Here is a 12495-nt window from a genome sequence, read left to right as displayed (position 1 = left end):
ATACTACCGGGTATTCAAAACACTGAACAAGTGTTAATGATATCCGGTAGTTTTTTACCTTATCCATTCTAATCACGTACCATTTTTAAAACTCTCTCCAACGGTTGTATTTCTCGGACGACATGATAGGATCCGAATGGACACCCCTTCAACTTCACCCGTTCTAGTACATGTGTCATTGTCATCTGTTCAGGCTTGAATGATTCTGTTAGTTCTTCCCAAAACAAAGGGGTTGCAACGCTTGCCTCTTCGGTTTTCCGCGGAGAGTAGGGAGCGATAATCGTTTTGTTCTTACCATGTTGCACATAATCTAAGTATAATCGTTTACCTCTTTTAGCAATGAAGCGTTCAGTCGTAAATAAATCGGGATATTGCTTTTCAACGGTAAAAGCGATTGCTTGTGTAAATACGCCAGTATCTTGATAGGATAGACTGCCCTCGGGAATGGGGATATGAATTTGTATGCCTTTGTTACCCGATGTTTTAACAAACGCATATAAATGAAAGTGGTCAAGCATCTGCTTAATTAAAAGCGCTGCTCGCACGGCTAAATAAAAATAATCGCGATCAGGTGGATCAAGATCAAACACAATTTCATCAGGATAATCAGATCCAATGGTTTGAAAAGGGAGATGGTACTCAATCGCACCATGATTAGCATACCAAAGGAAAGCTGTTAAATCGTCACAACGAATCAGTTCACCGTCGGACATGTTGCGAATGGATTCAGGAGCATAAGGTGGTACATGTTTTTGAAAAAAACTCTCCCCAAAAATGCCATCCGGAGACCGAATGAGTGTGACTGCTTTATTTTTTAGAAAAGGCAACATATAAGGGGAGATTTCACGCATATAGATGAGAAAATCCAATTTCGTGACATCTTGCCAATAATCTTTTTCCAAGTTAGAAAAAGAAATCGATGGAGGAAGCATCGCCATATCTTGTTTTAGCCGTTCAATCGTACACGCCTTGGGCTGAATATCAGGTGCAAGTCGGACAAATTGTGGTTCACGAAGTTCATTACCATGTAAATCAAGCGTATTAATAACAGAACATATCGTTGGCGGTAAATGCAATATAGAACCCGAGATCTCCCCGTTTTCTCGGAAAAATTGTCGCAATATGTCAGCTTCATCACCACGTAAACCATGCTTACATTTTCCAATGTGACTCAATGTATCCCGATCATAAACGGCAACCGAAAAATAACCATTCTGTTCATCATAAGCCGTTAAAATCCCCGTTATTTTCCGCCAGTTTTTAATTTTAAACCAGTCATGATGTTTTTTACCAGGGCGATAGAGACTACTTTTTCGCTTGGCAACGATTCCTTCACTTTTATTCGCAAAAACAATCTGTTGACACTCTATTGCTTTGGAAAAAATTTCAATCAGACGCAATGGCGAAAAAATGTCGTGTGGCAAAATTTTAAATAATGTTTCCAATTGCTGTCGTCGTTCTTTATAAGTTTGCTGTTCAAGTGATTGTCCATCTCGTGTTAATAAATCAAAAGCGATGAATTGTGCTGGCTTCATTCTTTTCCCTGACCTTCCTCGTGATTGCATAAGTGAGAAATTCGCTTGATACGGATGATTTAAAATAACTAATTCACCGTCAATCGTAAGGGGAAGAATAGTTGAAACGGACGATTTATTTGCTTGGCAAAAATCAATTATCTCCGGAAATTTATCTGTTAAATCGTGATTATTTTTACTCAAAAGACGAATGTCTCGTTTAGTCCACTTTAAGACGCAGCGGAATCCATCATATTTAATCTCATAAGACCAGTCATCACCCATAGGTAAATCCAACGAAACGACAGGTTTCATTATGTCCATATGTACACGCTCCTTAAAAACTAGGTTATGCCATTTTCTAAAAAATCATCCTATGTAAATGAATAGATTATAATCCCTATCACAAACTAAAGGAAAAGGAGCGATTGATATGCATACCATGTGGAAAGGAACAATCAGCTTTGGTCTTGTGAACATTCCTGTAAAAATGCACGCCGCTACTGAAAATAAGGATATTTCCCTGCGTCAGCTCCATAAAGAATGCCAAACACCGATTAATTACCAAAAAACATGCCCCGTATGTGAGCGAGAGGTTAAAAATGATGAAATCGTCAAAGCGTATGAATATGTGAAAAATAAATTTGTCATTTTAGAAGAAGATGATTTAAAAGCGATTCAAAGAGAACAGACCGATAAAGCAGTAGAAATTATTGATTTTGTGAAACTTGAGGAGATTGATCCGATCTATTTTGATAAAAGTTATTATTTATCACCGAACGAAGGTGGATTGAAGGCATACGGTCTACTACGCCAAGCACTTCATGAAACAGGGAAAATCGGTGTTGCTAAAATGATGATTCGTTCTAAAGCGAGGCTTGCTGTTATTCGTGTTTATGAAAATACAATCGTCGTAGAAACAATCCATTATCCAGATGAAGTGAGACAAGTCGCCGATGTTCCAAACGTCCCAGAAGCAGTCGAGACCGTTAAAAAGGAATTGGACACAGCAAAGTTATTAATCGACCAACTGACAACAACATTTGACCCTGAAAAATATCAAGACGAGTATCGTCACGCATTAATTCGTTTAATTGAAGAGAAAAAAGAGAAGAAAGACGTGACAACAACGACGAAAGCACCAACACCTGATAATGTAACTGATCTCATGGAAGTTCTCCAGGCTTCTTTAGAAAAGGCGAGAAAAGAAAAAACAAAACCGCGTCAGCCAAAAAGAAAAACAGCTAAGAAGAAAACAGCTGAATAACCGCGTCGTAATTAAACACTGTCTCATATCGCTTGAGGTTAGTTTTTTTGCCCAAAACCATATTTTTCCGAAGTTCAACTAGAAGGAGACAATGCGTTGAGGACTTAATGTGGCCTCTCATGATGATAAAACGCAATGAGACAAAGCATTGAGGCTTCAATACAGCCTCTCGCCGGAGAAAAACATAACGAGACAACGTATTGAAGCTCTAATACAGCCTCTCGTGAGAAAGAAACGCAACGAGACAACGTATTGAAGCTCTAATACAGCCTCTCGTGGGAATAAACCACAACGAGACAACGCATTGAAGCTCCAATACAGCCTCTCGTGGATAAAAAACGCAATGAGACAACGCATTGAGGCATCAATACAGCCTCTCGTGGGATAGAACCCCAACGAGACAACGCATTGAAGCTTCAATACAGCCTCTCGTGGCGATAAACCCCAACGAGACAACACATTGAAGCTCCAATACAGCCTCTCGTGAAAAAGAAACGACAAGTCGGTATGTAAGTCCGTCCCTCGCTAGAAGGAGTGGCAAGTGGAGATTAATTCTAATTATATCCCGAACAAGGACAACATTTTCCATTGCAAATTAGGTTTCTCATGCTATAATAAAAATATTCAATTAAAAATTCACTCTCATATAATGGCGAGAATATGGCTCGCGAGTTTCTACCGGTTTGCCGGAAACAAACCGACTATGAGTAGCTTTGTTTGGATAGATTTTTTTTAATCATCTATCTGCTTCCTGTTTGACAGGTACTAGCCTTGGGACATAGCTCCACTCATGTTATGGAGTTTCCAGGGCTTTTTTTATTTCTGGAAGACGCGCGTATATTCTAAAAGACTAATAATATCATATGCCGAGATATCTAATCGGAAAGGGGAACAATAGTAGAATGAAGGCACTTAAGGAAAAAATTATCAGCGAAGGGAAAGTGTTATCAGACACAGTGCTAAAGGTCGATACATTTTTAAATCACCAAATCGATCCTCAACTCATGCAAGCAATTGGAAAAGAATTTGCTAAACGTTTTAGTGATGCACCGATTACTAAGATTGTTACGATTGAATCATCAGGTATTGCACCGGCAACCATGGCTGGGCTAGAAATGCAATTACCTGTTGTTTTTGCTAGAAAAAGAAAATCACTTACATTATCCTCCAATCTCTATACAGCAACGGTTTACTCGTTTACAAAACAAGAATCAAATGACATCTCGATATCAAAAAATATGATTGAAAAAGATGATGTTATTTTACTCATTGATGATTTCTTAGCAAATGGCCAAGCATTAAAAGGCCTTTATGACTTAGTCAAACAAGCAGGAGCTGATATTGCGGGAGCAGGGATTGTGATTGAAAAAGGCTTTCAATCCGGAGGCGAAAAAATACGTGAGGCTGGTATTCGCGTCGAATCACTTGCTATTATTGACTCTCTATCTAATGGACAGATCCGTTTTAGAGAGGAGAACATCACGAGATGAAATCGAATATGAGATTAACAGCGCTCGGGTTACAACATTTATTAGCGATGTATGCCGGAGCAGTGATTGTACCGCTTATCGTTGGTCAAGGACTCGGACTAACGTCTGAACAACTCACATATCTTGTTGCGATTGATATTTTAATGTGTGGTATTGCGACTCTTCTACAAGTCATACGTGGAAAAGCAATCGGAATCGGTTTACCAGTCGTGCTTGGCTGTACATTTACAGCAGTTGGTCCAATGTTAGCTATCGGTGGGGAGTACGGTGTTTCGGCTATTTATGGAGCGATTCTTATTTCAGGAATCTTTGTTATGTTAATTAGTCGTGTCTTTGGCCATCTCGTAAAATTCTTCCCTCCAGTCGTCACGGGATCAGTCGTTACCATTATTGGAATTACGTTAATACCTGTAGCAATCAATAATATGGGTGGTGGCCAAGGTGCGAGCGATTTCGGTTCACTAACAAATATCGGCCTAGCTTTTGGGACATTATGTCTTATCATTTTATTATATAAATATACAACAGGCTTTACCCGCTCAATTGCTATTTTGCTAGGGATGGCTGGCGGAACAATCGCAGCATTCGTTCTGGGTAAGGTTGATTTTGCTCCTGTTAAAGAGGCATCTTTCTTTCATATGATACAACCCTTTTACTTTGGTACACCAACAATCGAATGGTCGGCCGTTATTACGATGATTCTCGTTGCCATCGTTTCACTCGTTGAATCAACCGGTGTTTATTTCGCTCTCGGTGATATTTGTGAAAAGGATATGAATAAAAATGATTTAGTCCGTGGTTATCGTGCTGAAGGACTCGCTATAGTTCTAGGTGGTATTTTTAATGCTTTTCCTTATACAGCGTTCTCACAAAATGTCGGACTCGTACAAATGACAGGTGTTCGTTCTAGAAAAGTCATTGCAATTACGGGTATTATGCTTGTACTACTCGGGTTTTTCCCGAAAGTAGCCGCATTAACAACAATTATTCCACCTGCTGTTCTTGGTGGAGCAATGGTCGCCATGTTTGGAATGGTTGTTGCTCAAGGTATTAAAATGTTATCTAAAACGATTTTTGAATCTCAAGAAAATGCTTTAATCGTCGCTTGTTCTGTTGGGCTTGGTCTTGGTGTAACCGTCGTTCCAGAAATTTTCGGTGTTTTTCCTGCAAGCATCCAAATCTTAACAAGTAACGGCATTGTCGCGGGAAGTTTTACTGCTATAATATTAAATATTATCTTTCATATGTTGCCTTCTTCAAGAAAAGAAACTGAACAAAGCGTCCCTCATAAAGCATAGAAAAAAGGTGTCCCGACTCCTAAGCTGGGACACCTTTTTTGTATCAAGATGCATTATTAAAACAACAAGTGAGCTATTCCTACAATAATCGGTAATGTAATAAGCGTTCGTAGTAGGAAAATGATAAATAAATCTTTAAATGAAACAGGTACTTTCGAACCGAGTAAAAGACCACCCACTTCAGACATATAAATCAGTTGTGTAACCGATAAAGTTGCAATAATAAATCGCGTCATCTCAGCTTCAATAGAAGCACCTAATACAGCTGGCAAAAACATATCAGCAAAACCGATTAACATTGTTTCGGATGCTTTCGCAGCTTCAGGGACTTGCATGAGCTCTAAAAGCGGGATAAACGGATATCCTAACCACTGAAATAGAGGTGTGTACTCGGCAATCATTAATGCAATCAGTCCAAACGCCATGACAACTGGCGCAACTCCCATCCACATATCAAAGACGTTTTGAATCCCTTCTTTTAAAAATTGACCAAAACCTTTTTCTTTTTTAGCACGCTCAACAGCATTTTTATAACCGTATGAGAAGGAGTTATAACCTTCAGGAATCGATTCATCAACGGGTTTAATTGACTTTCGAACATACGTATCTTCTTTTTTCGAAAGTGGTGGAATGCGTGGCATAATAATCGCTGCGACAAACCCAGCTAAAAGAACTGTTAAATAGAAAGGTACAAACATATGTTGTAAATTAACTTGTTCAATTATGACAAGGGTGAACGTAATGGAGACAATCGAGAATGTTGTCCCAATCACAGCAGCTTCTCGTTTCGTGTAATAGCCACCTTCATATTGTTTACTCGTTAATAGGACACCAATTGTCCCATCACCAATCCATGATGCAAGTGCATCAATAGCAGACCGACCAGGCAACTTAAATAATGGTCGCATAATCTTTGTCATCCATGTTCCGACCATTTCTAATAAACCAAAATTCGTTAACAGTGGGAGAAATAGTCCAGCAAATAAAAAGACTGAGAATAGAACATGTAATAAATCACCAAGCAAAAGCTGACCCGTATTTTCGCCATAGATGACCTCAGAGCCTAATTCAAAATAAACCATAATAGAAAAAACACCGGCCAAAAGACGAGTCATAACCCAAAAAGGACTAACATAAAATAATTTATAGATAAAAGGCATCTGTCTTATTTTTTCTTCCCCTATTAGTCTCACAACAAGGGTCAATATAGCTGTTAAAATAATGATGCTCATCATAATTAAGGATAATTCATTTTTTAAAGCATCTTGAACTTTGTTAGCAAATAGGGCAATTAAGATAGAATATCCATCATTCATTTTAATGGGGACCATAAATAATAATACACCGATCAAAGACGGTACGATAAACCGTAACTGGTCACTTATTGTAAACTTTTTCATTAGCTATCTTCCAATCTGTATAATAGTGAATTGCGTCATTCTTAGTCTCTACTGGACAAGAGTGCTACTGAGTACTTCTCGGATTTTGAGGCAATTTATTCAACTCCCAATTATCGAGATCTAGGGAGGTCATTCCTTTTTTATATTTTAAAATGAAGTTTAATACTTTATTATTATACAAAAAAATGTATAAAATTGAAAGGGTAAAATGATTTGTAAGGGAAAGATTCAATTCCAACTGTTATATAAATTCGAAATCTTGCCTTTTATATGAAATAAAGGTACAATAAAACAAAAATGTGTGTGTGAAAGAAGGAGGATTTCTTGTGGAATCTTTATTAGAGTGGAAACTTAAGATTGAAAAAGAACTCGGTCGTCCCTTAAAAAAAGAGGAATTGGAGTTTGTGTCTGAATTATATGAACGCCACCTCATAGAAATACAGGAAACACGCACACCTCTAACCTCCGCATTGTCTTATTATCACAATACATTCTTCATTTAGACTAACATTCTCGTGAATCAAATAAGAACGTGCTATACTATTTAATGATGGGAAGGAGTTGTAAGAATGGCGGTAAAAAACACCATTATTTTACAAAAAATGCAGAAAGAATTAGAACACGCAACAAAAGCAGATTCCCAAACGTTCATTAAACATATAGAAAAAATAAAACTGTTATGTGAATTATTTCTGGAGGCTGAACAACATAAATCTGTTCCGTCATCACAACATATAACAGATGAAGAAATGAAAGTGATGCTCGGTCAACAAAAAAAGCAGCCATCCATTCATCATGAAGAAGCAAATGGAACATCGATATTTGATTTTTAAATAAGATGTTTCAGAACAGAACATAGAAAAAGAGGGATATCAAACATGAAGTTGTTTTTACTTTTTGGTATTATTAACGGATTTCTTGCTGTTGCCTTAGGGGCCTTTGGTGCACACGGTTTAGAAGGGAAAATTTCTGATCAATCCTTAAAAGTTTGGGAAAAGGCCGTAAATTACCAAATGTTCCATACGACGGCACTGCTAGTGACAGGCTTACTTTTAGCAAAGAGTCATTTAGCAAGTTTAACATGGGCTGGTTGGGCATTTCTAATTGGCATTGTCTTGTTTTCAGGAAGCCTATATTTTTATGCGACAACAGGCGTTCGCGCATTAGCTATGATTACACCATTTGGTGGGGTCACCTTTTTAATTGGCTGGGTTCTCCTTGGATACGCTGTAATGAAAATCGTATGACTATCATTGAATAAATAATATTACGATAATAATAAAGACAAGCACACCTCGTAGAATTTGTTTTAACGCAAGTGGCGAACGATTAGTATATAATAATAACATGCCATTACATACAAGGCTTATGATGAGCAAGAAAAGGGTCATAATCATAAAGGAAAAAGACCCCCGGATAAGTGCTATGAATCCGAATAGAAAAGCAAGACCAAGGGATACCATTTCCCACAACATGAGTCTTTCAAAAGGATGTCTCATCATCATCGCCTCATTCTTAACAAGGTAAAAGAAAGGATAGCATTGGAAACGATGCTATCCTTTTTTATGTTTTATCTCGGTGTGTATGTTGCCATTTGACCTTGATTCTGAAATGGGTATTCATAATTAATCGGTTCATCAAAAACGACATAATCAAGATAGACCATCAGCAGAAGATAACGTTTATTTGTTTCGGGGTCACTTAGAATCAAATGGTCCCGTCCAGCCGCTTCAATACGCCCTTTAAATGCTTTTTGATTACTATTAAAACGTAAATAAGCTGTCACATGTTTCCCGCGATTTAAGCGTAAAATATTTTCGATATACGATTGTTCGGCAGGTAACATGCCAGGGACATCAATTTGTGTTTGTATAGGCTGCGTTGGTTGTGTTTGTTGTGCAAACTGCCGATAAGCATAAGCCGGGTAGTATGCTGGCGATGATGCCGGATAATAAAAGTAGGGATAACTATGATTACTCGTATATCCATGATGGTGTTCACTCATTAAAAAACCTCCTATTATTTAATATACAGTCGGACATTCTGATTGTAGGGGTCTATAGAAGCAGTGTGATTTAAATCTGCCACTGTTCCACTGATTAAACCATTGGGCTGGACAATTTCCAGGTGGTTTAAAGAACCAAAGCGCATTTGTTGCTGGATGAGACCGATTTCCCATCATCACCTTCCTCGCTAGCTCTTTATCAATATCTCGTGCTCGTTGATAAAAATATCCTTTTTGTGTTGCTTCAAACCCCCCTGGACTTTGAAAGACCATCTGGGGAATCGTACGTATGTCAACAAAATCAAGACAAGTGGCCAAAACACGGTTAACGCCAACATTCCCGACCATCAGCATCCCGAGTTTCCCATCACCTTCCGCTTCAGCCCGTATTAACCGTGCTAAAAGATTAATGTTCTCTTCAGTCATTGGAACAACAGCCAAACAATCCACCTCATTTCTGTCCATAAATTTAGCATTCCATTACTGATATGTATGTTAGTGATGAAGAAATATGATAATGAGTTTTTAGAGATGAAAAAGAAAAAAGAAGAAGAAAGCCTGGGATTGAATAAGGGGTGTTTGCTTACTACAATCGAGAAATCACGACATCTCATTTAATTTTCTAGCCCGTTTAACAAGAGACCAATCTACAAGAAAGGGTGTCGACAAGTCAATCATTGACTTGTCGACACCCCTTATCCTTATAGCATTATACGTGTAAAAACGCTGGAACAGCTTGTTTCTTTAAAATATTTCCGACAAAGAAATACCCGAATTCTCCGTAACGAGAGCTAACTTCATCAAAGCGCATTTCATAGACAATCTTCTTGAATTCTAAAGCGTCATGCGCGAATAAAGTCACACCCCATTCCCAATCATCGATACCGATTGAACCTGTGATGAATTGCTTTACTTTACCAGCATATTTGCGGCCAGTTTTACTATGTTCATAGAGTAACTTCCCACGGACATCTTTTTCAAGTGTATACCAGTTTTCATCACCAATACGACGTCGGTTCATAGGGTAGAAGCAGATATGTTCCCATTTCGGTAAAGTTGGCTTCAAGCGTGCTTGAATTTCTGGCAATGTTTCCGGATCAACACCATCTTTTGACTCGCGATACTTTGCCAATTCAATAATGGACACATATGAGTGCTCTGGAATGAGGAACTCTGCCATTTTTGATTTATTCAATTCTGTTTCTAGTTCATTTAGTTCTTCCATTGTAGGACGGAGGAACATAAACAATAGGTCAGCCTTTTGCCCCACGACGGTATACATCGCATGGCTACCATTTTTTGCTTCTTCAACTGCTTCCCATTTTTCAATTAGTTTCAGAAAGCTTGTTATAGCCTCTTGACGCTCTTGTTCTGACGCGAGCTTCCAGGAAACCCAGTCAACAGACCGCATATCATGTAAAGAATACCAACCGTCCATTGTTTCTACTGCTTCAACCATCGAACATCTCTCCTTTATGTAAAATGATAAGTAACATGACTAATCGGTTATCCATAGCATAACCTAATTTTTACTATATCATAACGTTCGAAGTGGATTCATTTCAGACGCTATAACAAAACAAATCTATTGAACTTAAGCTGACCAATTTGTCACTAATTTGTAAAAAATAGCAGCGATGAATTAAAATCGAGCGCTGGTCCCCCAGAATCGAGCGGCGACACCTCAGAATCGAGCGGCGGCCCCCCAGAATCGAGCGCCGACACCTCAGAATCGAGCGCCGATACCCGAAACCGAGCCCTGGCATCGCAGAATCGCGCGATCCCGGGTCAAAATTGCGCGGTCCCAGCCGAAACCGAAAACTCATCAACCCAAGGGCTCAATCGCTTCTCATTATCTTAAAGAACGTCATTTACAATCTGCCGAATCTTTTCATTGCGTTTTACCATCATGCCCATGCGATAATGAAACGTTTCAATTTCATCTGAAGAAAAACGCCCTTCGACAAGCTCCTCACTCACATGTTGTAATGTTGACTTTGCTCGATGAATCATGTCATCAACCGTCATTATGTGACCAGTGAGTTCTGTTAATGAAGCCATTTTATTTGGGTCAACTTCAGGATAAGTAAATTTCGTCTTTTCTCCTTTAATGGCGACCCGATAAAAGTCTTGAATTAGCTGTGCCCGCTTTTGACTATCTCCATTCACGTCTAAATAAATTTGTACCGCCGCTGCATCTTTAATCCGTCGCTGAGAAATACCAGCGAACTTTCTTCCATTAATACTTAAATCATAGTCACCAGGGCAATAGGAACCGACAATTTCATATGCTTCGATATCTTGTGTCACATCTTTTAACATATACTGAACAAATGTGACCATCGCTTCATAACAATCATAGATGGAAGTTCCACCCATATTTGGCAATATCAATGAAATATTTAATATCTCTTCATCCAATAGAACAGCCAGTCCACCTGAATTACGAACAATGACATGATACCCTGCTTCTTTCAATAACGTAATCCCTTCCTCTAAATAAGGAACACGTGTGTCTGGAATTCCAAGCACAACTGTCTTTGGATGCACCCATAATCGCATCGTCGGTGGCGCTGCATGGCGACTAACCGCTGTTGCAATCGCATCATCAATCGCAAAAGATGTAACCGCTGTATATGATTTGCTTTGAAAAGTCGTTTCTTTTGTGTGATCAACATAACGAAATATTGAATGTTGGGTAATATCATGTAATGTTTTCATATAAATTCCTTTCGTAGACCATTCATTTTGAAAAAACAATGACGTATCTGATTTGCCCTTTTAACTCTCGATACACTATTATATAATAATACATAATCATCGTCGAAAAGAAACGAGTTGAATGGTAAAAATGGCATACAAAGATGAAAAATTGCATGAAGAAAAGGTATTCAAAGATCCCGTCCACCGCTATGTCCATGTGCGTGATCGTGTGATATGGGATTTAATCGGTACGCCAGAATTTCAACGACTGAGACGAATTAAACAACTCGGCACAACATATTTAACATTTCACGGTGCAGAACATAGTCGTTTCAACCATTCTCTTGGGGTGTATGAAATTGTTCGGCGCATCATCAATAACTTTAGACATAGAAAACATTGGAATGAAGAGAATCGTTTACTCTGTCTTTGTGCAGCATTATTACATGACTTAGGACATGGGCCGTTTTCCCACTCATTTGAAAAAGTCTTCAAACTGGATCATGAACATTATACACAGCAAATTATTTTAGGAGAGACAGAATCAAATCGAATCTTGGAAAAAGTATATCCAGGATTTGCACAAGAAGTGGCTGATGTCATTAATAAAACGCATTCTAATAAACTCGTTGTTAGTTTAATTTCCAGTCAAATTGATGCTGATCGAATGGATTACTTACAGCGTGACTCTTACTTTACCGGTGTCAGTTACGGTCATTTTGATATGGAACGGATCTTACGAGTGATGCGACCGATAGAAGACCAAGTTGTGATAAAGTCCACCGGTATGCATGCTGTAGAAGATTATATTATGAGTC

Annotated in this window: 14 protein-coding genes and 1 riboswitch; of the genes, 7 read left to right on the top strand and 7 right to left on the bottom strand. The window is 38.5% G+C overall.

Annotated features, from left to right (window positions below):
- Positions 1–68: 68 nt before the first annotated feature.
- Positions 69–1838: a DNA ligase D gene (gene ligD / locus VIG73_RS10960; protein WP_331641884.1), complete on the bottom strand. Its 1770-nt coding sequence runs from the start codon at positions 1836–1838 to the stop codon at positions 69–71.
- Positions 1839–1947: 109 nt separating this feature from the next.
- Between ligD and VIG73_RS10955 the strand changes: the two genes are divergently transcribed.
- From VIG73_RS10955 to VIG73_RS10945, 3 genes are all read left to right on the top strand, one after another.
- Positions 1948–2781: a Ku protein gene (locus VIG73_RS10955; RefSeq protein ID WP_331641882.1), complete on the top strand. Its 834-nt coding sequence runs from the start codon at positions 1948–1950 to the stop codon at positions 2779–2781.
- Positions 2782–3403: 622 nt separating this feature from the next.
- Positions 3404–3505, top strand: a riboswitch (purine riboswitch).
- Between the two features lie 178 nt (positions 3506–3683).
- A complete protein-coding gene (locus VIG73_RS10950; protein WP_331641880.1) occupies positions 3684–4271 on the top strand; it encodes a xanthine phosphoribosyltransferase in 588 nt (195 codons plus the stop codon).
- A gap of 8 nt (positions 4272–4279) precedes the next feature.
- The gene (locus tag VIG73_RS10945; protein ID WP_331641960.1) at positions 4280–5569 is read left to right on the top strand and encodes a nucleobase:cation symporter-2 family protein; all 1290 of its coding nucleotides are present in this window, start codon (positions 4280–4282) and stop codon (positions 5567–5569) included.
- 56 nt (positions 5570–5625) lie between these two features.
- Here VIG73_RS10945 and VIG73_RS10940 read toward each other — a convergent pair whose 3' ends face one another.
- The gene (locus VIG73_RS10940) at positions 5626–6969 is read right to left on the bottom strand and encodes a YjiH family protein (protein ID WP_331641878.1); all 1344 of its coding nucleotides are present in this window, start codon (positions 6967–6969) and stop codon (positions 5626–5628) included.
- A gap of 326 nt (positions 6970–7295) precedes the next feature.
- Here VIG73_RS10940 and VIG73_RS10935 point away from each other — a divergent pair, with 326 nt between their 5' ends.
- From VIG73_RS10935 to VIG73_RS10925, 3 genes are all read left to right on the top strand, one after another.
- Positions 7296–7472 (top strand): hypothetical protein, encoded by a 177-nt coding sequence (locus VIG73_RS10935; RefSeq protein WP_331641876.1) that lies wholly within the window; start codon positions 7296–7298, stop codon positions 7470–7472.
- A gap of 66 nt (positions 7473–7538) precedes the next feature.
- A complete protein-coding gene (locus VIG73_RS10930) occupies positions 7539–7802 on the top strand; it encodes a DUF5327 family protein (protein WP_331641874.1) in 264 nt (87 codons plus the stop codon).
- A 45-nt stretch (positions 7803–7847) separates the two neighbouring features.
- Positions 7848–8216 carry a DUF423 domain-containing protein gene (locus VIG73_RS10925; protein ID WP_331641872.1) on the top strand — a complete coding sequence of 123 codons (369 nt, stop codon included), beginning with the start codon at positions 7848–7850 and terminating at the stop codon, positions 8214–8216.
- 3 nt (positions 8217–8219) lie between these two features.
- Here VIG73_RS10925 and VIG73_RS10920 read toward each other — a convergent pair whose 3' ends face one another.
- The 5 genes from VIG73_RS10920 to VIG73_RS10900 all read right to left on the bottom strand — a co-directional run bounded on the left by VIG73_RS10920 (position 8220) and on the right by VIG73_RS10900 (position 11695).
- Complete coding sequence (locus tag VIG73_RS10920) at positions 8220–8468, bottom strand: hypothetical protein (RefSeq protein ID WP_331641869.1); 249 nt, start codon at positions 8466–8468, stop codon at positions 8220–8222.
- Positions 8469–8539: 71 nt separating this feature from the next.
- Complete coding sequence (gene gerQ, locus VIG73_RS10915) at positions 8540–8974, bottom strand: spore coat protein GerQ (protein ID WP_331641867.1); 435 nt, start codon at positions 8972–8974, stop codon at positions 8540–8542.
- Positions 8975–8992: 18 nt separating this feature from the next.
- On the bottom strand, positions 8993–9415 hold the full coding sequence (locus VIG73_RS10910; RefSeq protein ID WP_331641865.1) for a cell wall hydrolase: 423 nt from the start codon (positions 9413–9415) through the stop codon (positions 8993–8995).
- A gap of 268 nt (positions 9416–9683) precedes the next feature.
- Entirely contained in the window at positions 9684–10433 is a 750-nt protein-coding gene (gene hemQ, locus VIG73_RS10905) for a hydrogen peroxide-dependent heme synthase (RefSeq protein WP_331641863.1), read from the bottom strand.
- Between the two features lie 398 nt (positions 10434–10831).
- On the bottom strand, positions 10832–11695 hold the full coding sequence (locus tag VIG73_RS10900) for a lipoate--protein ligase family protein (protein WP_331641861.1): 864 nt from the start codon (positions 11693–11695) through the stop codon (positions 10832–10834).
- A 130-nt stretch (positions 11696–11825) separates the two neighbouring features.
- Here VIG73_RS10900 and VIG73_RS10895 point away from each other — a divergent pair.
- Positions 11826–12495: HD domain-containing protein (locus tag VIG73_RS10895; protein WP_331641958.1), on the top strand; the 670-nt coding region annotated here is incomplete at its 3' end.

It is taken from the genome of Cerasibacillus sp., assembly GCF_036516575.1.
Lineage (GTDB): Bacteria > Bacillota > Bacilli > Bacillales > Amphibacillaceae > Cerasibacillus.
The sequence above is the reverse complement of the archived record's forward strand: the minus strand, read 5'-3'. Positions and strand labels throughout refer to the sequence as shown.

Coding starts and splice junctions, on each gene's coding strand:
- VIG73_RS10950 (WP_331641880.1), top strand. CDS start 3,684: ATGAAGGCACTTAAGGAAAAAATTATCAGCGAAGGGAAAGTGTTATCA.
- VIG73_RS10925 (WP_331641872.1), top strand. CDS start 7,848: ATGAAGTTGTTTTTACTTTTTGGTATTATTAACGGATTTCTTGCTGTT.
- VIG73_RS10900 (WP_331641861.1), bottom strand. CDS start 11,695: ATGAAAACATTACATGATATTACCCAACATTCAATATTTCGTTATGTT.
- VIG73_RS10955 (WP_331641882.1), top strand. CDS start 1,948: ATGCATACCATGTGGAAAGGAACAATCAGCTTTGGTCTTGTGAACATT.
- hemQ (WP_331641863.1), bottom strand. CDS start 10,433: ATGGTTGAAGCAGTAGAAACAATGGACGGTTGGTATTCTTTACATGAT.
- ligD (WP_331641884.1), bottom strand. CDS start 1,838: ATGGACATAATGAAACCTGTCGTTTCGTTGGATTTACCTATGGGTGAT.
- VIG73_RS10940 (WP_331641878.1), bottom strand. CDS start 6,969: ATGAAAAAGTTTACAATAAGTGACCAGTTACGGTTTATCGTACCGTCT.
- gerQ (WP_331641867.1), bottom strand. CDS start 8,974: ATGAGTGAACACCATCATGGATATACGAGTAATCATAGTTATCCCTAC.
- VIG73_RS10930 (WP_331641874.1), top strand. CDS start 7,539: ATGGCGGTAAAAAACACCATTATTTTACAAAAAATGCAGAAAGAATTA.
- VIG73_RS10920 (WP_331641869.1), bottom strand. CDS start 8,468: ATGAGACATCCTTTTGAAAGACTCATGTTGTGGGAAATGGTATCCCTT.
- VIG73_RS10945 (WP_331641960.1), top strand. CDS start 4,280: ATGAGATTAACAGCGCTCGGGTTACAACATTTATTAGCGATGTATGCC.